This is a genomic window from Kitasatospora sp. NBC_00458 (assembly GCF_036013975.1).
Lineage (GTDB): Bacteria > Actinomycetota > Actinomycetes > Streptomycetales > Streptomycetaceae > Kitasatospora.
The window spans coordinates 623,009-646,154 of sequence record NZ_CP107904.1; the positions used below are offsets into that span (position 1 = coordinate 623,009).

Genomic DNA, 23,146 nt, shown 5'->3' on the forward strand with positions numbered 1-23,146 from the left:
GACGTCCCAGCGTCCCGGATCGGCGACCGGCCCTGGCGGTCGGGACGCGTCGCGGGCCATGGTCGTCCCGGTCCCACCGGACCATGCGTCACCACACCACCGACAGCGGGGATCCAGCATGCGCACCGTCCACCACCGCACCACCGCCCTGGCCGCCGCCGGCACCGCCGTACTCGCCCTCGCGCTGACCGCCTGCGGCGGGAACGGCTCCGGCAGCACGCCCACGGGGGCGGCCGCCGCGCCGACGCGGTCCGCGGCGGGCCCGGGCGGCGGGGCGGCCGCCGGCAGCGGCGACACCGGCGGAAGCGGAAACACGGCGGGCGCCGCCCAGGCCCCCGCCACCGGCACGGGCGGGGGCCCGGACACGGGCGGGACCCCCGGCCCCGCGAAGAGCACCGGCGCGGGGAACGGCCCCGGCCCGACGACCCCCGGCGCGGCCGCACCCGCCTGCACGACGAAGGACGTCGCCGTCACCGCCGCGCTCCAGGGCGGACCGCCCCACACCCACATCGTCCTGACGGCGAGGAACACCTCCGGTCACGGCTGCCGGCTCGTCGACTTCCCGCAGGTCCGGTTCCTCGACGACCGCCGCGGCAACGTCCCCGCCGTCGCCGGGAGCAAGCCCGCCGCACCCGTCACCCTCGACGCCGGCGCCCCCGCCTACGCGGTCGTGAAGCTGTCCGACGGCCGGGCCCACGAGGACACCGAGGCCGTGACGTCGTTCTCCGTCACCCTCGCCGGAGGCGGCGGCCAGGTCACCGTCAAGGCCCCGGGCCCGGCCGGTATCGCCGTCGACCCGGCCGCCTGGGCCACCGGCTACTGGACCCCCGAACTGCGCAACGGCGCCGACGAGTTCTAGATAGGGCGTGTCGGCAAGGTCGCGTCGGACCAGGGCGCGGCGTCGGGCGCCCGGCCGGGCGTGCGCCCAGCAGGGATGCCCGGCGTCGCGGCCCCGGCGGGACTCTGCAGACACGCCCGAGGACTGTCGGCTTCCAGGGCTGTCGGCCCCAGCGCCGGGCCGCGACGCCGAGGGTGCCCGCGGGTGGCCGGGCGGGCGCTCCCCGGCGGCGCCGACGCGGACTCAGCCCTACGGCGTGACCGGGGACGGTGCGCGCCGGCCGAGCCACTGCTCGGCGCCCCAGGCCTCGAACCGCTCCACCTCGACGAACCCCAGCTTCGCCGCGAGACGCATCGAGCCGGCGTTGGCACTCTGGGTGGTGAGCACCACCGGCTCGCCGGGAAGCGCACCGGCCAGCCAGCCGAGTGCCGCCGCGCACGCCTCGGCCGCGTACCCGGCCCCCCACGCCCGGGGCAGGAACAGGTAGCCGAGGTCGAGCCTCCCCGCGGCGGCCGGGCGGCGGTGCCCCGTGGCCCGCCTCAGCAGGACCTGGCCGATCATCTCCCCGTCGAGATCGACGGCGAAGCTCCCGGGCCACCGCTCGGGCACCGCGGGCAGATCGCCCTCGACCTCGTCACGGGGCCGGGGGCCGCCGAGGTAGGTGTGGACCTCCGGTGAGGCGAGCAGCTCGACGAACGCCGCACGGTCCCCGGCCTCGGGCTCGCGGAGCACGAGCCTCTCGGTCCTGATCGGCTCGGGTGGCCAGGGCACTGATCCCAGATCTTCCATCTCCGCAGGCTAACAGTTGGTCAAACCAACCGAATCGCCCGCGCCTGACTCCGCGGGAGTCGTCCGGCGGAGTTCGGAGCCGCCGCGCACCGGCCGGCCGGCGCGCACCGCCCGGTCCGTCCCCGCGTGCGGACCGGGTGAGACCGCGGACCGCCCGGCGGCCACGCGACGCGGCCCCTGCGACGGCGGCCTTGGCGCCCCGGCCACCGGGGCGGCGGTGCACCCCGGCTCCGGCGGTGGACGGCGACCGGAGCGGGGCGGACCGGACCAGGTCAGAGCGAACCGGTCCCGGATCTCGCGCCCACCCGGGAGCCCGTCGCCCCGGGGCGTGAAGGCGGCCCGGGGCGACGGAGATCGTGGGCCGGCCGTGCAAGGCCGGCCGAGACGGACGGGTGGGCGGGTGGGAGGATCAGCAGGTGACGACGGTGGAGGCCGTGGCCGTCGACGGCGGCCAGCCGAACTGGTCGACGCTGAACTCGGCGTTCACCGTGGTGCCGCAGGGCACCGTGAGGGTGATGTCGCCGACGGAGCGGCCACCGACGGGCACCAGGACGGTCGGGGTGATGGGCGGCAGCGGGGGCAGGCCGACGGCGTTGCCGGACAGCCGGAACCCGACGTTCTGGGCCACCCAGCCCGGGTTGGTCGAGTAGGCGGTGCCGTAGAGGCGGACCTGGGTCCCGGTGACCTCGATACAGGCCCTGGTCTGGAGGAATCCGGGCGCACCCGGGCTCCCGCAGGTGATGACGGCCCCGACCGGACCGGCCGGACCTGCGGGGGTGGTGGCGGCCACGGCCTGGGTGCCGGTGAGTGCGGCCAGGGCCGCTACGCCGGCCAGGACGGCGGAAAGACGCTTCATCAGGGGTTCCCTCCCTCGATCGGGGCCCTCGGCGCACGCCGGGAGCACCCTGTGACATGTCACATCGTTCTGGGAGGCAGCATGGCAGTCCTGAGCGGGCCGAGTGCCGGGATCGGGGAAGAAAAGACCACGATCCGCCCTTCCCGGTACCGATTGACCGGCGGGTGACCTTCCGGTGGCCGGAACGGTCTGTCATGTATCCCCGGCATGTGCCACATCGGCCCGCGGCCCGGCGACCTGGCCCGGCCCGCGGCAGGGGGTCGGGCCCGGACCGGCACGACGCATCCGGACCCGGCCGCACACACCGGCCGCACACACCGGCGGCGGGCCCGGAGCGGGGAGCACGGGCACTCCTCGACGGAGCCGGGGCGACGGAGCCGGGGCGACGGGCCCGGGGCAGAGCCGCCGCCCCGGGCTCAGCGACCGCCCTTGGCCTCGAAGCGGACGAAGTCGCGCCCGGCCGGCCCCGCCTGGAGGCCGAGCGACTGACCGACCACCACCGAGGGAGCGCCGACCAGCTCGCAGATCCGGCGCAGGATCTCCTCGGGCCCGATGCGGGTGCCGTCCGGGCCCGGGTCGTTGCGGACCTCGGCGAGAGCGTCCGGCTCGGCCAGGCCCGCCTTGCGGGCGACCTTCCCGCAGAACCCGTCCCACGCCGCCCGGTCGGCGGCCGCCTGGGCCGGGTCGGCCGGCGGCGTCCAGTCGGCCGCCCAGCCCAGCTCGTCGAACCCGCCGCCGGGGAAGCACGCGGTGACGGAGACCCCCCAGTCAGAGCCCTCCAGCAGCCAGACGGCGGTCTTGGTGTCGACGGCGAGCGCCCACGCCGGGTCCATGATCCGGCTGCGGCTGATCCGCCCGAACCGGGGCTTGGGCGGGTCGAAGAGCAGCCCGGTGCCCTGCGGGCCGGGGTAGAGGTAGCCACCGCGCTTCGAACGCTTCAGGGCGTCCAGGACCTGGTCGGACGGGGCAGAGGTGACGGCGGCGTACGTGGGCATGACGGTCTTTCGGTGAGGTGAGGTGAGACGAAGCGCGGTGAGGCGAGGTGAGGCGAGGTGACGCGGGACGGGGCGCCCGGCGGGCGGTCCCGGTCAGTCCGCGGGGCGCAGCGCCGAGGCGTGGTAGACCAGTTCGGCCGGAACGGCGGCGTCGATGGCCCGGACGGCCGGCCCCAGTCCGGCGAACAGGTCGGGCAGGACGGGCACGAAGCAGGTGTCCCGCCCGAAGACCACCCGGCCCGGGCCACGGACCTCCACGGCGACGACCTCGTCGAACGGCACGTGGTGCAGGGCTCCGTCGGGCTCGCGCGCCCACACCCCGGTCCCGGTGACCACGAGGCGGGCGCGGCGGGCCGCCGAGAAGCGCAGCCGGTCGGCCAGCCCGGGCCGGAACACCTGCCCGTCGGAGGGCAGCTCGGTGTGCGCGACGCACCGGTGGCGGGGCAGCGGCGAGCCGTCCGGCTGCACCAGGGCGGCCTCGACGTCGCAGGGCACCACCAGCAGTGCGGTGCGCAGCGCGTCCGCCACGGCCTGCCGGGCCTGTTCCGGCGTCACGGCGGCCAGCGCCGCCGTGCGGGCCGCGACGTCCTGGTACTCCTCGCCGAAGAGGAGCGCGGCGGCGGCGTGCGAGAGCTCGTGGACGACGGCGCGGGGATCGGTCCAGATCTCGCGGAGGCCCTCGCGCTCCTCGGCGAGCTCCTCCTCGGTGACGCCTTCGCGGGCCAGCCGGAGCGCCTCCTCCCAGAGCAGTTCGGTGACGCGCTGCTCCTGGCCCTCGCGGGCGTCGAGGCCGATGACGCGCTCTCCGCTGCTGCGGCCGGCGAGGGCGGCACCCTCGGAGACGTCGTAGGAGAGGCCGTGGCGGTGGCGGGCGGTCTCCCGCAGGCGGTGCACGAGCACCTTGACGGCGAGGAACAGGGCGAAGTCGTTCACGTCCCCGTGCAGGGCGAGTCCGGGGCCGGGCACGTCCTCCTCCCGCCAGGACGGGGTGTCGAGCAGGACGGGCTGGGCGGTGCTGCGGTCGGGCCGCGTCCCGGCGGGCAGCGGCAGCCGGAGCCCCTCGGGCGGCGGGCCGGTGAGGACCAGGACGGCGTTGCCGGCGTGGAAGTGGCGGGCGGCGGCGTCCCGGACGGCCTCGACGGTGATCCGGTCCGCGCCGGGGCCGCTGTAGGAGGCCAGGCCGAGGCCCTGGACGCCGTAGCGATGGGAGAGCAGTTCGGCGGTCTGCGGGTCGGCGGCCCGGCCGCCCTCGGCCGCCAGGACCCCGGCCTCCTGGTCGATCCGGTCGAGCGGGAGGTCGCCGAGGGCGGCGCAGACGCCCGCCAGGTACTCGACGACCTGCTCGGGCCGTCCGGAGCAGGTGAACTCGGTGACGGTCAGGTCGACCGAGGCGTTGTGGTCGTGGTGCAGCCGGGGCAGGGTGCTCATCGCCAGGTGCTCGACGAGGTGGGTCACCCCGAGCGTCCGGAACGTCTCGTCCCGCGCGCCGCAGCCGAAGACCAGGGCTGCCTCCAGTGGGCCGGGCGCGGGGGCCCACAGGACAGGGATTCCATCGATGACCTCGTGATTCACCTGGCGATCATAGGTGCGTTTTCGGCCATTCCCGCAATCGGTTTCAGCCGACGGCCCGTTCCGTGACCCCTCTTCCGCACGCGCCCGACCGGAGGCGGCACCGACACCCCCCGGCACTGGCCCCTCGGCACTGCCCGGCCCGACGCGAACCGGCCACCGGCCACCGGCCACCCGGAAGCCGGCACCCGGTAGCCGGTTCGGCGGTACCCCGCTGCCGCCCCGCCGCAGGTTCGTGCACGCTGGATCCAGGATGCGGACGGGCGGCCCCCGCCGGACCACCGGCAGGCCCCCGCACTGACGGGAGCACAGCATGATCGGAACCCCCGGCACCCCTGGCACCCCCGACGGGGTCCCCGGCCCCGGGCGGCCGGACCTGCCCGACTGCACCGACGACCCCGTCGCCGCGCTCCGGGACATGTTCGTGGACATGACCCAGGGCGCACGCATCACCCGCGGTCAGGACCCCGCCCGGCGGCCGGTGTTCCTCAAGCCGCACGGCGTCGCCCGCGGCGTGCTCACCGTCGCCCCCGACCTCCCGCCCGAGCTGCGCGTCGGCTTCCTGCAGACCGCCCACGAGCGGGCCGACGGCCTGGACGCCTGGGTCCGGTTCTCCAGCGACACCGTGCCCGCCCGGCCCGACCTGCGCACCACCGTCGGCATCGGCGTCAAGCTGTTCGGGGTCCCCGGCCCCAAGCTGCTGGAGGGCGCGACCGAGGCCGGGACCCAGGACCTGCTGCTGCAGAACCACGACGTCTTCTTCGTCGACACCGCGCAGGACATGTGCGAGTTCACCCGGGCCGGCGTCGTCGACGGCGACTACGAGACGTACCTGCGGGCGCACCCCGTCACCCGGGAGGTCCTCGACGCGATGGCCAAGGTCGAGGAGAGCGCCCTGACCGCCACGTACTGGAGCGTCCTGCCCTACTCCTTCGGCCCCGAGCGCTTCGTCAAGTACAAGCTGGTCCCCGCCGGCTGCGAGCCGGGCGACCCGGCGGCGGTCCCGGCCGACGAGGACCCCGGCTACCTGGGTGTCGACCTGCACCACCGGCTCGCGGCCGGCCCGGCCGCCTTCGACCTGCTGCTCCAGTTCCGCGACGACCCGCCGAACATGCCGCTGGACCGCGCCACCGTCCGCTGGGAGGAGTCCGCCGGCGCACCGGTGCGGGTGGCCCGGCTGACCCTCCGCAAGCAGGACGTCCGCGCCCGCGGCCAGGCCGCCTACGGGGAGAACCTCGCCTTCAACCCCTGGCACGGCCTCGCCGAGCACCGCCCGGTCGGCAGCATCTCCGACGCCCGCAGGGCCGTCTACCTCGCCTCGGCCGCGCAGCGACGCGACGTGAACGGCGTCCCCGCGACCGAGCCCGGCCCCGCCCGGCCGCAGATCACCCCGCCGCCCGGCCGCGACACCCGGATCGTCCGGGCCGCCGTGCACCCGGCGATCGGCGTGGCGCGGGTCGGCGACAGCACCGACGGGTTCTTCCTCGCCCCGGAGACCGAGGACGAGCCCGCGCTGCCCGCCGGCAGCTACAAGGACGCCACCGGCGCCCTCAAGCGCCAGGCCGTCCGCTTCCGCGTCTACGGCTACAACGCCGCCGGCGAGCCGGTCGCCGAACTGACCGCGGACAACGCGGACCTGCGGTGGACGGTCCACGTCGTCAACTCGAAGGCCGCCTGGTACCAGTTCCAGCTGGCCCTCGACATCCCGGAGGCGGAGCGGACCGACGACAGCCTGCTGCGCAACCCGAAGGTCCCGGCCGCCCAGCGCGACCGGCTCGTCATCGACCCCGGGGAGCGCTCGGTGCGCGGCCGCGACCGCTCCGACCGGCCCGAGTACCGCTTCGACACCGGCACCTTCCTGGACCGGCCCGTCTACCTCGGCGAGCTGCGCACCGACGGGAGCGGACGGCTGATCTTCCTCGGCGGGCGGGGCGTCTCCGCCTCGATCACCGACACCCCCGCCGACACCTTCGCCAACAACGACGGCTGGCACGACGACGTCTCCGACGGCCCGGTCACCGCCGAGGTCCGCATCGACGGGCGGGCGGTACCGGTCGAACCCGCCTGGGTGGTCACCACGCCGCCCAACTACGCGCCCGAGCTCACCTCGGTCCGCACCATGTACGACCTGGTGCGCGACTCCTTCGTCACCGCCGGTCTGGTCCCCGCACCGCAGGAGGTGTCGTTCACCCGCGAGGTGCTGCCCGTGCTGCGCCGCCTCTGCGGCCTGCAGTGGGTCAACCACGGGCTGGCCGCCCAGTTCGGGCACGGCGGGCGGGTGGACTTCCTCGACCCCGGCCTGCTCGCCCGGCTCGCCGACCCCTCACCCGTCCACCGCGAGCTGCGCCGGCAGGTCTGGGCCACCATGCGCGACTACGAACGGGACGGCATGTCGCCCGTGCCGTGGCCGGCGATCTACGGCGACGCGATGAACCTGCCGCCCGACTCCGCGCGCCAGCACGTGACGCTCTCCGCGCTCCAGTACCGCCTGCTGGACCGCTGGGCCGACGGGGACTTCACCGCCGACCACGACCCGCAGGCGCCGCCGCCGCCGTCCCTCGACGCGCTCCCGCTCGCCCGGCGCCCCGAGGCCCTCGACCGGGCGGCCCTGTCGTTCTGCCTCGCCGACGCCTTCCACCCCGGCTGCGAACTGACCTGGCCGATGCGGCACACCACCCTGTACAGCCGCCCGTTCCGGGTGCGCCGCCGCGATCCGAAGGGGCCGCGGCCGCCGTCCTACGGCCCGAAGCTCACCCCGGAGATCGCGCTCTCCTTCGACGGGCCGCTCTACGGGCAGTGCCCGGGCGACCTGACGCGCTGGATGGCGGTGCCGTGGCAGACCGACACGGCCAGCTGCCTCTCCGGCTACGGCTACGGCCTGCCGGGCTACGGCCCCAAGTACGACCCGTTCCTGCCCACCTTCTGGCCGGCCCGGGTGCCCAACCACGTGCTGGCCGAGGAGGACTACGACGTCGTCGTCGACACCTCGCGTCCGGTCGAGGAGCGCCTGGCGGCCTTCGAGAAGCGGCGCACCTGGCTCCGCTGGCTGCCCTCCGGCTACCTCAACACCATCAACGCCATGGTGAAGGACTTCGGCAGGCTCGGGCTCGTCGAACGCCGGCCCGGTGTCGAGGACGACCCACGGTTCCCGGCGGAGATGCTGGTCGAGTCGGAGGTCTCGTTCCCCCGCGAGCCCGCGCCGCCGGCCTCCCGCAACCTGGTCACCCTGCACGTGCCGCTGGGCGCCGATCCCGTCCTCGGCGAGTCCGCGCTGGCCACCGCCGTCACCATGGCGGAGCAGCCCGACGAGGAGGTGTCGGCGGGCTTCATCGACAAGGTCGTACGCCTGCACCGCCGGTGACCGCGGCGCCGGGCGGTTCCGGGGACGGCGGTTCGCGGGAGGACGGTTCGCGGGGCGGCGCACCCCGGGGAGTCGAGGCCCCGGAGGTCGACGCGGCCGTGGCCGGCGGCGGCCCGGCGGGCGCGGTGGCCGCGCTGGTCCTGGCCTGCGCCGGCCACCGGGTCCTGCTCCTCGACGACGGCGGGGGCGCGGGTGCGGGTGCGGCCGGCGGCACCGGCGGGCCCCGGAACGACGCGTCCAGGACCGACACCTCCAGGACCGACGCGCCCCGGATCGGTGGGTTCCGGATCGGCGAGTTCCTGCCGCCCGCCGCGCGTCCGCTGCTGCGCGACCTCGGACTGCTCGACGCCTTCCTGGCCGCCGGGCACCCGCGATCCACCGGGACCCTCACCGCCTGGGGCTCGGCGGCGCTGCACGGCCGCAGCCACCTCTTCGACCCGTACGGCCACGGCTGGCACCTCGACCGGGTCCGCTTCGACGCGTTCCTCCGCGACGCGGCCGTCGCGGCCGGCGCCGAACTCCGGCCGTCCACCGTGCTGCGTAGGCACGCCGACGGCCGCCTGGTCGTCCGCGACCGCGCCACCGGCGCCGTGCGGGAACTGCGCAGCCGCTGGACGGTGGACGCCACCGGCCGCCGCTGCGTCATCGGCCGCCGGCACGGCCTGCGCCACCGGCAGGACCGCCTGGTCGCCGCCTACGCCGTCTTCGACGTCCGCCGCCCCGGCGACGGCACGGACGGCAGGGCGGACGGCGGCACGGACGGCGGGGCGGCGCAGGAGGCGGACGGCGGCGGCGGGGACCGGGAGGCGCGGACGCTCGTCGAGGCGGTGCCCCACGGCTGGTGGTACACCACCCTGGTCCCGGCCGGACGCCTCGTCGCCCATCTGACCGACCCCGACCTGGCGGACCCCGCGCTCCGGACCCCCGAGGGCTTCTGGCACGGCATCACCCGCACCGGCCACGTGCGCCGGCGGCTGGCCGGGTACGACCCCGCCGCCACCCCGCTCCCCCGGTGGACGCCGGCCCACGGCCTGCGGCTGGACCCGGTCGCCGGCCCGGGCTGGGTGGCCGCGGGGGACGCCGCGCTCGCCTTCGACCCGCTCTCCTCGCAGGGCATCCTCACCGCCCTGCACACCGGCGCCCGGGCCGGACGGGCGGTGGCCGCCTGCCTGGCCGCGCCGGGCCGGACGGTGGCCGCACTCGCGGACTACACCGCGTTCCTGGACGGCATCGCCGCCGCGTACGCGGGGAACCACGCGCTCTCCTACCGGCAGGAGCAGCGCTGGCCGGACCACCCCTTCTGGCGGCGGCGCCACACGCCCCGGCCCCCGGCCCTGACCGCTGACCGCTGACCACTGACCACTGACCACTGACCGCGACGGTCCTCCGCCGGCCCGGCGACTGCGGCGCGCACCCGGCCGGACACCCACCGCGTCGCCGCGTCACCCACCGCGGCACTCACCGCGTCACCGTGCCGTCACCCGTGACGGCACGAAGGTGCACGCCGGCCGGAATGCTCCTAGGGTCGAACTACAGGGGGCACGATACGGCGGAAATCGCGTACTCCCCACGACCGCCCGCGTCGGCTCCCGATCCCCCAGGAGATGACCCGGCATGACGACATCCTCCGAAACCCCCGTCCTGGACACCCTCGCCGCGATGACCCTCGACTCGATCGAGCGCTGCGGGCTGCCCACCGAGACGCTCATCCTCACCCGCATCGCCGCGCTCGTCGCCATGGACGCGCCGCCGATGTCCTACCTCGCCCACCTCGGCCCGGCCATGGAGTCCGACGTGACCCCCGACCAGGTCCAGGACGTCCTGGTGGCCATCGCCCCGGTGGTGGGCACCGCACGGGTGATGTCGGCGGCCACCCACATCACCGAGGCACTGGGCTTCGCCATCGCGGTGGCCGAGATCGACGCCGCCTCCTCGGGCTGACCCCCGGCCGGCCCGACCGCCCGGCTGCTTCGGCACCGGCCACCGGCCACCGACCGACCCCGACACCGACCCCGATCCCGATCCCGGTCCCCGTCCGCATCCACCCGGCTCCCCGGCCACGGGCGCGGCACCGCCACCCGGCTCCCGCGGCAGCCCGCCCGGGCCCGGACGGCGCGTCCCCCGGACCCGTCACCGGCTCCACACCGCCGGATCCCTCCGCAACCGCCCGCGGAGGACCGGAAGGCACGAATCGAGGCACCTCATGTCCTCAGCCACCAGAAGCGCTCCCGCCGGCACCGGCGGCCCGTCCGGCTTCGCGGGCGGCGTCACCGCCTTCGCCGCCGTGATGCTCCTGCTCGCAGGCTGTCTGAGCATCTTCCGAGGGATCATGGCGATCGCCGAGGACGACGTCTTCGTGCGGACCCCCAACTACATCTTCAAGTTCGACCTGACCAGTTGGGGCTGGATCCACCTGATCCTCGGCATCATCGCCATCTGCATCGGCCTCGGACTGTTCAGGGTCTCGCTCTGGGCCCGGATCCTCGGTGTGGCCCTGGCGGCGCTGCTCATCATCGCCAACTTCCTCTCCCTCCCCTACTACCCGCTGTGGTCCGTCGTCGTGATCGCCATCAGCGGCTTCGTGATCTGGGGCCTCTGCGCGGTCCACCGCGACGACGCCCCGATCGTCTGAACAACAGGGTGGCCACCGGGGCGCCCGAGGCCGGCACGGCCGAGGAGCCCCGGACGCCCCGTGAGGCACCAGAGGCCGGTCGGAGGAGGTGAGGGCGATGGCGGCACCTCCCCCGACCGTGCTCCGGCGCGCCCGGCGGTCGGCCCGGCTGGCCGTGCTCTGCGCCCTCGGCGCCCTGGTGGTGCTGGTGGCCGGGAGCGGCCCCGGCGGGCTGCTGATCCTCGCCACCGCGCTGATCGGCTCGGCACTCACCGCGGCCGGCACCTGGTGGGCGGTGTCCCACCGCGGGGCCGTCCGCGCACTCGGGTTCCTGCTGATGGTGGGCGCGCCCGCGGCCGTCGTGGTGCTCTACGCCCGGGCCGGGCTCTGGCCGGAGGCGCTGGCCGCCACCGTGCTGTGGGCGGCCGCGGCGGCGAGCGCGCGGTCGGCGGTGCGCCTGGTGCGCCGGCCGGACGGCATGCGCGCGGTCGCCGGGCAGCGCCCCAGCCGGCCGTTCCTGATCATGAATCCGAAGTCGGGCGGCGGCAAGGTCGGCCGGTTCGGTCTGGTCGAGAAGGCCGAGGCGCTGGGCGCCCGGGTGGCGCTCCTGGACACGTCGGCCACGGTGGACGTCGCCGCGCTGGCCCGGCAGGCGGTGGCCGAGGGGGCGGACCTGCTCGGGGTGGCGGGCGGGGACGGCACCCAGGCCAGGGTGGCCGAGGTGGCCGCCGAGCACGACCTGCCGTTCCTGGTGATCTCGGCGGGGACTCGGAACCACTTCGCGATGGACCTCGGCCTGGACCGCACGGACCCGGCCCGCTGCCTCGACGCGCTGACCGACGGGGAGGAACTGCGCGTCGACCTGGGCACGGTGGGCGGCCTCACCTTCGTCAACACGGCGTCCTTCGGGGTGTACGCGCAGATCGTGCAGCGCCCCGAGTACCGCGACGCCAAGGCGGGCGCCGCCCTCGACGCGCTGCCCGACCTGCTGCTCGGCTACGGCGGGCACCTCGTCGACGCCCGCACGGAGGAGGAGGACGCCCGGCTGGACGCCCAGCAGGCGCTCCTGATCAGCAACAACCCCTACACCGGCACCGAACCGGTCTCCGGGGGCGGCCGCCGGCCGCGGCTGGACCTCGGTGTGCTGGGCGTGGTCGGGATCCGGGTGACCAACGCGGCCCAGGCCACCCGGCTGGCGCTCCGCGGCGGCAGGGCGGCGGGCCTGCGGGTGCTGACCTGCCGCCAGGTCGTGGTCGGGTCGGACACGGACCGCATCCCGGTCGCCGTGGACGGGGAGGCGCTGTACCTGCCCGCGCCCGTCGTCTGCGGCATCCGCCCGGGCGCCCTGCGCGTCCTGGTGCCCCGGGGCCGCCCCGGTCCCCCGCCCGTCCGGCCGACCCCGGAGTGGCGCGAGATCCTCTCGCTGGCCTTCACCCGCTCCGGCTCCGGGGCCGTGGCCGGAGCCAGGGCCGCCGAGCAGGCACCGGCACAGGCACCGGGACCGGGCGCAGCGCCGCCCACGGACCGGACGGGGTGACCCGGACCGCCCGAGGTGGCACGGGCGGGCCGGGGCGCGCAGGCTGGAGGGAGGAGGTGCCTCCTCGGACGCCGTGACCGGCGCTTGCCGCCGGTCCGACGGCCCCGTGTCCGAGGGCGGCGCCTGCCCCGGCACCTCCGGTCCGTCGCACCGGATGGGAGAGACCCGTGAAGGACCTCAAGTTCGAGCAGAAGCGTTCGCTGACCCGCCTGGAAGCCGCCGATCTGCTCTCCGCCCTCGCGGCCGCGCTGCGGCACGGCGGCAACGCCGAGATCGAACTCGGCCCCGGGACGATGACCCTGCGCGTCCCCGACGAGCTCCGCAGCGAGGTCGAGGTCGAGGTGGGCGACGGCGAGATCGAGATCGAGGTCGAGCTCAAGTGGCCGACCGCGCAGAACCGTCCGGCGCCCTCGCAGCCGTCGGCCGGGAGCGACGGCGGCTGACGCGCGCGTCCGGTACGCCCGACCCGGCCGGTGCACCGGTCCCGGCCGCACCGCCCTGGGACCTGCCGTCCCGTCAGGTCCCCTTCGGCGGGCCCGCGGGACCGGACGAGGCCGACGAGCCCGGTTGGGTCGCCGGGCCCGGTGAACCCGGTTGGGTCGCCGGGATCCGCCGGGTGAAGAACAGTGCGAGGAGCGCGGTGAGCGCCAGGACCGCCAGCGCGGCGCGCAGGCCGTCCAGCCGGGCGGCGGCGTTCGCGTCCAGCGCCGCCTGGGTGGCCTCCGAGTCCGCCCCCGCGGTGTCGAGGGCCTCCGTGAGCTGGGCGTCCGACAGGAACGGCACGCCGCTCTCCAGTTTCACCACCGCCTGGCTCTGGACCTCGTCCGGGAAGGCCGGGTTCCCCTCGACGTGGGCCAGGAACGACGAGGTGAGCGCGCCGATCAGGATCGACCCGGCCAGGGCCGTCCCGATCGAGGCGCCCAGGTTGGTGACGGCGTTCTGGACGCCGCCGACCTCCGCGCTCTTCTCGTCCGGCACCGCGGACACCGTGACGGCCCCGAGCTGGGAGGCCAGCGCGCCCATGCCGAGCCCGATCAGCAGGAGCGGCAGGGTGACGATCTCCGCGCCGGCGTCGGCGTCGAGCGCGGCCAGCAGCGCCACCGCGCCCGCGAACAGCGCGAGGACGCCGAGCCGCACCACCCGGCGCGGTGAGACGTCCGGGAGCAGCCGCGGGATCAGGATCGCGGCGGCCAGCAGGGTCAGCGACAGCGGCAGGATGCGGGCGCCGGTCTGGAGCGCGGACAGGCCCAGCGCGACCGAGAGGTAGAGCGGGACGACGAAGAACACGCCCATCTGGACGAGGTACTGGAAGAAGAACATCGTCAGGCCGCCGGTGAGCTGCCGGTTGCGCAGCAGGGCCGGGTCCACCAGCGGCTCCCCGCCGCGCTCGACCAGCCGGTTCTCCCAGGCGAGGAAGACCCGGATCAGGAGCAGGCCGGCGAGGATCAGCCACACCACCAGGGAGACCCCCAGCCAGGCGGGGGCGTCGGGCTTGGGCAGGAACCAGCCCCACGCGCCCGAGCGGAGCACGCCGTAGACGAACACGCCGAGCCCGAGGGCGCAGAGCGCGGCCCCGACGAGGTCGATCGGCGGGCTCTGGTCGGCGGGGGCGTCGGCGATGCGGCGGGCGAGGACGAGGATGCCGAGCACGATGACGACCTCGCCGGCGAAGACCCAGCGCCAGGAGAAGTAGGTGGTGGCGATGCCGCCGATCAGCGGCCCGACGGCGATCGCGGCGGCGCCCGCGGCCGCGACGAGCCCGTAGGCGGCGGAGCGGCGTTCGACTCCGAAGTTCCCGGCGACCAGTGCCACGATCGCGGGCAGGATGAGGGCCGCGCCGATGCCTTCGAGGAAGGACCAGCCGACCAGGAGCACCGGCAGGTTCGGGGCGAGGGCGGTCGTCAGGGAGCCGCAGCCGTAGATGACGCAGCCGACCAGGAAGGCGCGTTTGCGGCCGATCAGCGCGCCGACCTTGCCCCCGGGGATCATGAACATCGCCATGACGAGGGTGTAGGCGGTGATGGCGCCCTGGATCCCGCTCACCGTCGTGCCGACGTCCTCGGCGACCGTCGCGATCGAGACGTTCATGACGGAGCTGTCCAGCGTCATCAGGAACTGCCCGGACGCGAGCGTCAGCAGGACGAGCCCGGCCTTCGACGACCTGCCGGACGCGCCCGCCCCCGAAGTCCCGGGTGTCCCGGATGTTCCCGACGTACCGGATGCCCTGGATGCCATGGGCGTCATGGTCCCAGCGGGCCCGGTGGGCGGCGCCCCGACCCGCCACGGATGTCAGCCGGTCGGCGGCGCCGCCGTGCCGGGCCGACCGGTCCGGCCGTCACGGCCCGTCAGCGGGGCCGGTGGTGTGCGGGTCGGCCCGGCGTCCTCAGGAGCGCAGTTCGAGGGTGCAGCACTTGACGCTGCCGCCCGCGTGGAGGAGTTCGGTCAGGTCGACGCCGATCGGCTCGAAGCCGCGGTCGCGGAGCTTGCGCTGGAGCCCGGCGGCCGCCTCGGGGAGCAGCACGTGGCGCCCGTCCGAGAGCGCGTTGAGGCCGAACACCGCGGCGTCCCGGTCGTCCGCGAGGATCGCGTCGGGGAACAGCTCCCGCAGGACGGCCCGGCTGCCCGCGCTGAAGGCGGCCGGGTAGTACATGACCTCGTCGTCGGAGAGGACGGCGAGCGCGGTGTCGAGGTGGTAGAACCTCGGGTCCACGAGGGTCAGGCCGATGACCGGCAGTCCGAAGAACTCCTGCGCCTCCGCGTGGGAGCGCGGGTCGGTGCGGAAGCCGGTGCCCGCCAGGATCGTGCGCCCCACCACCAGGTAGTCGCCCTCGCCCTCGTTGATGTGCTCGGGCCAGTGCACGTCGCGGTACCCCCGGGAGGTGAACCAGGAGAGGTAGGCCGGTCCTTCGGCGGTCCGCTCGACGTGCCGGAACCGGGCGCCGAGGACGCGGCCGTCCACGACGGTGGCCCCGTTGGCGGCGAAGACCATGTCGGGCAGGCCGGGGACGGGGGTGATGACGTCGACGGTGTGGCCCAGGCTCCGGTACAGGTCGCGCAGCGCGGTCCACTGGGCGAGGGCGAGTTCGGCGTCGACCGGCTTGCCGGGGTCCATCCACGGGTTGATGGAGTACGTGACGTCGAAGTGGCGCGGCTCGCACATCAGGAAGCGTCGCGGTGTGGCGACGCGGGCCCGACGGGAGGGGAAGTGGTCCGGCATGGGGATGGTGTCCGTGGCAGGCATGGAGTCCTCTGGTCGAACGTGGCGGGCCCGCGGGCGTGGTGGCACCGCGCGGCGGGATGGCTGGGCGGACGGGGTCGCCGTCGGCCCGGACGGGAGCCGGAAGAGCAGCGGAGCGGGGGCCGGGGAGCAGCGGAGCAGAGGCCGGGGGGAGGATCCCGGGACGTGTGGGACGGTCCCTGACGTACCCCCGATGCGGTTAGGCTAACCTTACCTCACCGCTTCGCAAGCCTGTCCGACAGCCGCTTCGCTCCGACCCCAGGGAGAAGGTCCATGCCGCCCACCACCAGCCGTGTTCCCAGACCGCGCCGCACCGGCCGGGACACCGGCAAGTCGGCCGCCACGGCGGTGCGCTGACCGATGGCACCGATATCCACCGACGAGTTCGCAGGCCGGACCGCCCTGGTCACCGGCGCCGCCCAGGGCATCGGAGCCGCCGTCGCCCGCCTGCTCACCGCGAGCGGCGCCCGGGTCGTCGCCTGCGACCGCTCCCCGTCCGACCCCTCGGTGCACCGGCTCGACGTCACGGACGCCGCCGCGGTCGAGGAGCTGGTCGACCGGGCCGAGGACGAGTACGGGCCGATCGACGTCCTGGTCAACGTCGCGGGGGTGCTCCACGCCGGTCCGGTCCTGAGCACGAGCGACGAGGACTGGCAGCACACCTTCGCCGTCAACACCACCGGGGTGTTCCACACCTGCCGTTCCGTCGGCCGCCGGATGGCCGACCGCGGGCGGGGCAGCATCGTCACGGTCGGCTCCAACGCCGCCGGCGTGCCCCGGATGAACATGGCGGCGTACGCGGCCTCCAAGGCGGCCACCACGATGTTCATGCGCTGCCTGGGCCTGGAACTGGCCGGCTCCGGCGTGCGCTGCAACCTGGTCTCGCCCGGATCGACCGACACCCCCATGCAGCGCGCGCTGTGGACCGACGACGAGGACGAGAGCGAGCGCCGGGTCATCGAGGGCGACCTCGCCAGCTTCCGGGCCGGGATCCCGCTCGGCCGGATCGCCGCCCCCGAGGACGTCGCCGAGGCCGTCCTCTTCCTCGCCGGGGACCGCGCGCGGCACATCACGATGCACGACCTCTACGTCGACGGCGGCGCCACGCTGCGGGCCTGACGCCGAACCGGGCGGTCCCGGAACCGCCCGTCCCCTTCGAGTCCCACCCCCGGTGCCCCCGGCACCGGCAGAACGGAGCACCATGACCACGGCTTCCGAAGCCCGGTCCCCCGTCGTGACCCCGGTGGACGGCAGCGAGCTCCTGGCCGCCTACCGGCCGGGCCCCGACCGCGCCTTCCTCGCCGGCCCCACCCGGACCCTGCTCGCCGAAGGCGTGCACCGGACCGTGCCCGACCCGGCCGACGCCGGCCGGCTGCTGGCGGCGGCCCGGGCCGAGGGCCGCGACCCGGTGGTCGTCGGGGCGATCCCCTTCTCCCCGGGCCGGCCCGCCGAACTGTTCATCCCCGAGCGGGTGCACCGCGCCGCGCCGCTGCGCGCCGGCCTCCCCGCCGCGGCCGCGCCCGCCCGGCCCGCGGAGACCGCGTGGACCCGGCGGCCCGTCCCCGCACCCGAGGGCTACCGCGACGCGGTCGCCCGGGCCGTCCGGCTCATGAACGAGGACCCGACCCTCGCCAAGGTCGTGCTCGCCCGCACCCTGGAGCTCACCGCCCCCGGCGGCACCGACATCCCCGCCATGGTCGGCCGGCTGCTCGACCGGGACCCGCACGGCTACACCTTCGCCGTGCCGGCCGGCGGGACCGCCACCCTGGTCGGGGCCAGCCCCGAACTGCTGCTCTCCCGCCGGGGTCCGCACGTGGTGTCGAACCCGCTCGCCGGGTCCGCCGCCCGCAGCGCCGACCCGGTGGAGGACCGGCGCCGGGCCGAGGCGCTGACCCGCTCCCCCAAGGACCTCGCCGAGCACGCCTTCGTGGTCGACGCCGTCCGCCGGGCGCTCGCGCCCCACTGCGAGGACCTCGTCGTCCCCGAGCGCCCGTCGCTGATCCGCACCGCGGCCATGTGGCACCTGTCCACCACCGTCACCGGGACGCTGCGCGACCCGTCCACCAGCGCGCTGGACCTCGCGCTGGCCCTGCACCCCACCCCGGCCGTCTGCGGCACCCCGACCGACCGGGCCCGGGACCTGATCGGCACACTGGAGCCGTTCGACCGCGGCCTCTACACGGGCGTGGTCGGCTGGGGCGACGCCTCGGGCGACGGCGAATGGGTCGTCACCCTCCGCTGCGCCGAGGCCGACGGAGACCTGCTGCGGCTGTTCGCCGGAGCCGGTGTGGTCGCCGCCTCCGTCCCGGAACACGAACTGGCCGAGACGGCCGCGAAGTTCCGGACCTTCCTGCACGCCGTCGGACTGGAGAACGCCGAATGAGCCTCTACCCCGAGGACGCCGCCGCCCGCTACCGGGCGGCCGGCCACTGGACCGGCGAGACCCTCGACGCCATGATCCGCCGGCACGCCGCCTCGGCCCCGGAGCGGATCGCCGTCACCGACGGGGACCGGCACTGGAGCTACGCCGAACTCGACGCGCGCGCCGACCGGCTCGCCGCCGGGATGCTCGCCCGCGGGCTGCGCAAGGGCGACCGCGTCGTCCTCCAGCTCCCCAACGTGGCCGAGTTCTTCGAGGTGTTCTTCGGCGCGATGCGGGCCGGCGTCGTCCCGGTGATGGGCCTCCCGGCGCACCGCCGGGCCGAGATCTCGTACTTCTGCGAGTTCGCCGAGGCCAAGGCCCTGTTCATCGCCGACCGCCACGAGGGCTTCGACCACCGCGAGCTGGCCGCCGAGGTGTGCGCGGCCGTCCCCGGCCTCGGGGAGGTCTTCGTCGTCGGCGACCCCGGGCGGTTCACCCCGCTCGCCGAGCTGCGCGCCGACGCGCCCGTCCCGCCGGCCGACCCGCCGCACTCCGGCGACCTGGCCTTCCTCCAGCTGTCCGGCGGCAGCACCGGGCTGCCCAAGCTCATCCCCCGCAGCCACGACGACTACCTGTACAGCGTGCGCGAGTCGGCCGTCATCTGCGAACTGTCGCCCGCGACGGTGTACCTGTGCGCGCTGCCCGCGGCCCACAACTTCCCGCTCAGCTCGCCGGGCACCCTCGGCGCCTTCCACGCCGGCGGCCGCGTCGTGCTGGCGCCCGAGCCGAGCCCGGGCACCGCGCTCGCCCTGATCGCCCGCGAGGGCGTCACCATCACCGGTGTGGTGCCGCCGCTGGCCCTCGCCTGGGCGCAGGCCGCCCCCGGCAGCGGCCACGATCTGTCCAGCCTCGAACTGATCCAGGTCGGCGGCGCCAAGCTCAGCGAGCAGGCCGCCCGCCGGCTGGGCCCGGCGCTCGGCTGCCGGCTCCAGCAGGTCTTCGGGATGGCCGAGGGGCTGGTCAACTACACCCGCCCCGAGGACTCGGAGGAGACCGTCCTCACCACGCAGGGCCGTCCGATCTCGCCCGACGACGAGATCCGGATCGTCGACGACGAGGACGTCGACCTGCCCGAGGGGACCACGGGCCACCTGCTGACCCGCGGGCCCTACACCATCCGCGGCTACTGGCGGGCGCCCGAGCACAACGCGCGCTCCTTCACCGCCGACGGCTTCTACCGCACCGGCGACCTCGTCCGCCGCACGCCCACCGGCCACCTGGTCGTCGAGGGCCGGGCCAAGGACCAGATCAACCGGGGCGGCGAGAAGGTCGCCGCCGAGGAGGTCGAGAACGTCCTGCTCGCCCACCCCGCGGTGCACGACGTGTCGGTCGTCGCCGTCCCGGACGAGTACCTGGGCGAGCGCAGCTGCGCGTACGTGATCCTGCGGCCCGACGCCGAGCGGCCCCGCGCGCTCGACCTGAAGGCGTTCGTCCGCGCGGCCGGGCTCGCCGGCTACAAGGTCCCGGACCGCGTCGAGTTCGTCGACGCCTTCCCCAGCACCGGCGTCGGCAAGGTCAGCAAGAAGGACCTCCGCACCACCTCCCGCTAGCCCAGAAAGGCCCCCCTCGAATGGCACTGCCTGCCATCGCCCCCTACGAACTGCCCGGCCCCGCGGACCTCCCGCCGCGCAAGGTGCCGTGGCAGGTCGACCCGGCGCGGGCCGCGGTACTCGTCCACGACCTGCAGAACTACTTCCTCGGCGCGTTCCCGGCCGAGGGCCCCCCGCTGGCCCCCGCCCTGGCCAACACCGCGCGGATCCTGGAGCGGGCCCGGGCGCAGGGCGTGCCGGTGATCTACTCCCACCAGCGCGGCGGCCAGACCCCCGGGGAACGCGGCCTCCAGCTCGACTTCTGGGGGCCGGGGCTGCCCGCCGACGCGCAGGCCCAGGGCGTGCCGGACGTCGTCGCACCCGCCGAGCAGGACGTCATGCTGCTCAAGTGGAAGTACAGCGCGTTCGCCCGCACCGAGCTCGCCGGGCTGCTGGAGGAGTCCGGCCGCGACCAGCTGGTGATCGTCGGCGTCTACGCCCACATCGGCGTCATGATGACCGCGGCCGACGCGTGGTCGCGCGACGTCCAGGCCTTCGTGGTGGGCGACGCCGTCGCCGACTTCTCCGCCGAGAAGCACGCCGAGGCGCTGCGCTGGGCCGCCGAGAAGTGCGCCGTCGTCCTCAGCACCGCCGAACTCCTGGAGGAGAAGTGACCACCACCGGCGAGCGGCTGCACACCGAGAAGGTGACGCTGCGGTACGGCGACCGCGCCATCGCCACCGACCTGTCGGTGGCGGTGCCGGACGACTCGTTCACCGTGATCGTCGGCCCCAACGCCTGCGGCAAGTCGACCCTGCTGCGGGCGTTCGCCCGGCTGCTCAAGCCCGCCTCGGGGCGGGTGCTCCTGGACGGCGAGCAGATCGGGGCGCTGCCCGCCAAGGAGCTGGCCCGCCGGCTCGGCCTGCTCCCGCAGAGCTCCACCGCCCCGGACGGCATCACCGTCGCCGACCTCGTCGCCCGCGGCCGGTACCCCCACCAGGGCCTGTTCCGGCAGTGGTCGCAGGAGGACGAGCGGATCGTCGCCGAGTCGATGGCGGCCACCAACGTCGACGCCCTCGCCGACCGCTTCGTGGACGAGCTCTCCGGCGGCCAGCGCCAGCGGGTGTGGCTCGCCATGGCGATCGCGCAGCAGACCCCGCTGCTGCTGCTCGACGAGCCGACCACCTTCCTGGACATCGCGCACCAGGTCGAGGTGCTCGACCTCTGCGCGCGCCTGCACCAGGAGCAGGGCCGCACCCTGGTCGCCGTCCTGCACGACCTCAACCAGGCCACCCGGTACGCCACCCACCTGATCGCCATGCGCGACGGCGCGGTGGTCGCGGAGGGCGTGCCCTCCGAGATCATCACCGCCGACCTGGTCGAGCGGGTCTTCGACCTGCCCTGCCAGATCATCGAGGACCCGCAGACCGGCACCCCGCTGGTCGTCCCGCTGGCCCCCGTACGCCGCGGCCCGGTCCGGTGACAGCGGCGCTGAGGCCGTCCGCGGTCCTGCGGGCGGTCCGCGCCGCGGGGGCGGACGCACCGGCGCTGTACGCGCTGTCCGCCCCGTTCATGCGCTCCGGCGCGCTGCGCGAGCGCGCGCCGGAGGCGTACCGGAGGCCCGGCGACACCTTCCTGATGGTCCGCGCCGAGGACGACGGGCCCGGCGCGGGCGCGCACGGCCGGCTCGACGCCTGTGTCGCGCTGCGCGCGCTGGCGCCCGAGGCCGGCCGGCCCTCGACCGGGCTGCTGCACAACCTCTGCGTCCGGACCGGCCGTCAGGGCGCGGGCCTCGGCTCGCTCCTGGTGACGGCCGTCCTCGCCGAGGCCCGCCGCCGGGGCCTGCGCGCCCTGGTGACCGCCACCACCGGCGGCGGCGAGCTGTTCCTCCGGCACGGCTTCACGGAGATCCCGGCCTCGGCCGCCCCGCGCGAGTGGGCGGCCGGCCTCGACCCGGCCCGCAACTCCCGGGTCTTCACCCGGGAGCTCTGAGCCCGGCACGACCACGACGGCGGGCCCGGTGGACACTCCACCGGGCCCGCCGCGTTCGTTCAGATCAGCTCGCTTCGAGACGTTCCAGGAACTCCGGCACTCCGTCCACCTGTCGGTAGGCCTCGAAAGCAGGCGCGAGGTCACGGACGAGAGTGACACACCGTTCGGCACCGATACGGGTAGCGAGGTCGAGGGATTCATTGGTGACAGCGAGGGCCCGTTCGACCTCTCGGGCCTTGAGGAGGCTACGGGCCTCGTAGGTGAGGAAGATCCCACGCGTCTTGTCCCGGGCGCGCGGCAGGAGGCTCATTCCCTCCGTGATGCGAGCGTGCGCGAGGCTGGTCTGTCCAAGGTCCAGCATGCACTGCCCGGAGTCGACGGCGAGGTCCGCCGGACTCATCCACGCACACCAGCCAGGGGGCGAATCCGAGGTAGCGACCGATAGCACGTTCTCGGCAGCCGTCAAGTCGCGATAGCAGGCGGAACCTCTACCGAGCGCCGCATGCGCCCGAGCACGGCGGAGGAACAGGAGGGACCGGGCGGTGGGATGCTCAGTGCGGGAAAGTGCGTTACCCAGGAGATTCACGGAGATGTCGGGCTTGCCGAGCCAGGTCGCCTGATACGCGATGTCGGAGAGGATTCCGGCTCCGAAGTCGCGTGCGCCTGCCGCGTGCGCACTGTGCAGGGCCGACGTCCACAATCGACCCGCCGCCGAGTGCCGGCCCTGGTCGAAGCGATACCAGCCGCACGTGGTGGCCAGCGAGGCGGCGAGGAGGTACAGGCGCTTGCCGTTCGGCTCGGTGTACCGACCGTCGGCGATCAGGTCGGTGACGGTGGCGAGGTGGGCGTCCATCAACCGGGCGGCATGCTGGCGCTGCTCGGTCGGCAGGGCCGTCAGCCTCGCGCTGGTGTCCTCCAGCCAGTCGACCAACTCCGTGTCCACGCGCTTGCCGTGCAGAGCTGTGGTCAGGCGGTCAGGCTCGATGCGGGCCCACTGTGCCGCGAGGCCGGCCAGCGACACCGCGCTGAGAGTCATGAAGTTGCGGCGGTCCATCGCGGTTCTCTGGGCCTCTCGAAGAGCTTGGACGGCGTATGCGGAGCCCAACGGCAGAGGGATGTCGTGACCAGGTAGCCAGTCCGGCCAGCCGAACGCTTCCAGCTCCTCCGACGGGACTTCAAAGGCCGCGGCGATCCAGACCTGGGTCTCCGCACTCGGGCCCTTACGCCAGTTCTCCCACTTGCTGACAGCGGCCTTGTCCGCGCCGGACCGCAGCCCGTGCCTCCTAGCCGCCCGGTCCATATGCAGGGCGAGATCTGACTGCGACCAACCACGCAGGTCGCGCGCGTAAGCGAGGGGGTGCCGGATCGCGTCGTCCACGGGCCCAATTCCATCATCGACAGTGACGGCA

General features: G+C 75.1%; 20 protein-coding genes. 13 read left to right on the plus strand and 7 right to left on the minus strand.

Features of this window, described 5'->3' with window-relative positions; translation table 11 throughout:
• Nucleotides 1–118: 118 nt before the first annotated feature.
• Nucleotides 119–859, plus strand: a complete 741-nt coding sequence (locus OG550_RS02575) for a DUF4232 domain-containing protein (RefSeq protein ID WP_327674023.1) — start codon at nt 119–121, stop codon at nt 857–859.
• A 228-nt stretch (nt 860–1,087) separates the two neighbouring features.
• On the opposite strand, the gene OG550_RS02580 is transcribed toward OG550_RS02575, so the two are convergent.
• The 4 genes from OG550_RS02580 to OG550_RS02595 form a co-directional block, all read right to left on the minus strand.
• Nucleotides 1,088–1,627, minus strand: a complete 540-nt coding sequence (locus OG550_RS02580; RefSeq protein WP_327674025.1) for a GNAT family N-acetyltransferase — start codon at nt 1,625–1,627, stop codon at nt 1,088–1,090.
• 409 nt (nt 1,628–2,036) lie between these two features.
• Nucleotides 2,037–2,483: a hypothetical protein gene (locus OG550_RS02585; protein ID WP_327674027.1), complete on the minus strand. Its 447-nt coding sequence runs from the start codon at nt 2,481–2,483 to the stop codon at nt 2,037–2,039.
• Between the two features lie 416 nt (nt 2,484–2,899).
• Nucleotides 2,900–3,478 carry a hypothetical protein gene (locus OG550_RS02590; protein ID WP_327674029.1) on the minus strand — a complete coding sequence of 193 codons (579 nt, stop codon included), beginning with the start codon at nt 3,476–3,478 and terminating at the stop codon, nt 2,900–2,902.
• A gap of 93 nt (nt 3,479–3,571) precedes the next feature.
• The gene (locus tag OG550_RS02595) at nt 3,572–5,050 is read right to left on the minus strand and encodes an insulinase family protein (RefSeq protein ID WP_327674031.1); all 1,479 of its coding nucleotides are present in this window, start codon (nt 5,048–5,050) and stop codon (nt 3,572–3,574) included.
• Nucleotides 5,051–5,360: 310 nt separating this feature from the next.
• Here OG550_RS02595 and OG550_RS02600 point away from each other — a divergent pair, with 310 nt between their 5' ends.
• The 6 genes from OG550_RS02600 (at nt 5,361) to OG550_RS02625 (ending at nt 12,999) form a co-directional block, all read left to right on the plus strand.
• Nucleotides 5,361–8,408, plus strand: coding sequence for a LodA/GoxA family CTQ-dependent oxidase (locus OG550_RS02600; protein ID WP_327674033.1), 3,048 nt, complete (start codon nt 5,361–5,363; stop codon nt 8,406–8,408).
• On the plus strand, nt 8,405–9,760 hold the full coding sequence (locus tag OG550_RS02605) for an FAD-dependent monooxygenase (RefSeq protein ID WP_327674035.1): 1,356 nt from the start codon (nt 8,405–8,407) through the stop codon (nt 9,758–9,760). Before OG550_RS02600 ends, OG550_RS02605 begins: the two co-directional genes overlap by 4 nt.
• Nucleotides 9,761–10,022: 262 nt before the next feature.
• Complete coding sequence (locus OG550_RS02610; protein WP_327674037.1) at nt 10,023–10,349, plus strand: carboxymuconolactone decarboxylase family protein; 327 nt, start codon at nt 10,023–10,025, stop codon at nt 10,347–10,349.
• A gap of 262 nt (nt 10,350–10,611) precedes the next feature.
• Entirely contained in the window at nt 10,612–11,040 is a 429-nt protein-coding gene (locus OG550_RS02615) for a DUF7144 family membrane protein (protein ID WP_327674039.1), read from the plus strand.
• Nucleotides 11,041–11,137: 97 nt separating this feature from the next.
• Nucleotides 11,138–12,556: a diacylglycerol/lipid kinase family protein gene (locus OG550_RS02620; protein WP_327674041.1), complete on the plus strand. Its 1,419-nt coding sequence runs from the start codon at nt 11,138–11,140 to the stop codon at nt 12,554–12,556.
• Between the two features lie 167 nt (nt 12,557–12,723).
• The gene (locus OG550_RS02625; RefSeq protein WP_327674043.1) at nt 12,724–12,999 is read left to right on the plus strand and encodes an amphi-Trp domain-containing protein; all 276 of its coding nucleotides are present in this window, start codon (nt 12,724–12,726) and stop codon (nt 12,997–12,999) included.
• Between the two features lie 73 nt (nt 13,000–13,072).
• Here OG550_RS02625 and OG550_RS02630 read toward each other — a convergent pair whose 3' ends face one another.
• A complete protein-coding gene (locus OG550_RS02630) occupies nt 13,073–14,791 on the minus strand; it encodes an MFS transporter (protein WP_327674045.1) in 1,719 nt (572 codons plus the stop codon).
• Nucleotides 14,792–14,939: 148 nt separating this feature from the next.
• Nucleotides 14,940–15,797, minus strand: a complete 858-nt coding sequence (ddaH, locus tag OG550_RS02635; RefSeq protein WP_327674046.1) for a dimethylargininase — start codon at nt 15,795–15,797, stop codon at nt 14,940–14,942.
• 357 nt (nt 15,798–16,154) lie between these two features.
• Between ddaH and dhbA the strand changes: the two genes are divergently transcribed.
• The 6 genes from dhbA (at nt 16,155) to OG550_RS02665 (ending at nt 21,737) form a co-directional block, all read left to right on the plus strand.
• Nucleotides 16,155–16,913, plus strand: coding sequence for a 2,3-dihydro-2,3-dihydroxybenzoate dehydrogenase (dhbA, locus tag OG550_RS02640; protein WP_327674048.1), 759 nt, complete (start codon nt 16,155–16,157; stop codon nt 16,911–16,913).
• 82 nt (nt 16,914–16,995) lie between these two features.
• Nucleotides 16,996–18,177, plus strand: coding sequence for an isochorismate synthase (locus tag OG550_RS02645; RefSeq protein ID WP_327674050.1), 1,182 nt, complete (start codon nt 16,996–16,998; stop codon nt 18,175–18,177).
• The gene (locus tag OG550_RS02650; protein ID WP_327674052.1) at nt 18,174–19,766 is read left to right on the plus strand and encodes a (2,3-dihydroxybenzoyl)adenylate synthase; all 1,593 of its coding nucleotides are present in this window, start codon (nt 18,174–18,176) and stop codon (nt 19,764–19,766) included. The genes OG550_RS02645 and OG550_RS02650 overlap by 4 nt, the downstream gene beginning before the upstream one ends.
• A 20-nt stretch (nt 19,767–19,786) precedes the next feature.
• The gene (locus OG550_RS02655) at nt 19,787–20,419 is read left to right on the plus strand and encodes an isochorismatase family protein (RefSeq protein WP_327674054.1); all 633 of its coding nucleotides are present in this window, start codon (nt 19,787–19,789) and stop codon (nt 20,417–20,419) included.
• Nucleotides 20,416–21,228, plus strand: a complete 813-nt coding sequence (locus OG550_RS02660; protein ID WP_327674056.1) for an ABC transporter ATP-binding protein — start codon at nt 20,416–20,418, stop codon at nt 21,226–21,228. Before OG550_RS02655 ends, OG550_RS02660 begins: the two co-directional genes overlap by 4 nt.
• A complete protein-coding gene (locus OG550_RS02665) occupies nt 21,225–21,737 on the plus strand; it encodes a GNAT family N-acetyltransferase (RefSeq protein ID WP_327674058.1) in 513 nt (170 codons plus the stop codon). Before OG550_RS02660 ends, OG550_RS02665 begins: the two co-directional genes overlap by 4 nt.
• Nucleotides 21,738–21,801: 64 nt before the next feature.
• Here the strand turns inward: OG550_RS02665 and OG550_RS02670 are convergent, their stop codons facing one another.
• Complete coding sequence (locus tag OG550_RS02670; RefSeq protein WP_327674060.1) at nt 21,802–23,115, minus strand: helix-turn-helix transcriptional regulator; 1,314 nt, start codon at nt 23,113–23,115, stop codon at nt 21,802–21,804.
• Nucleotides 23,116–23,146 lie beyond the last annotated feature (31 nt).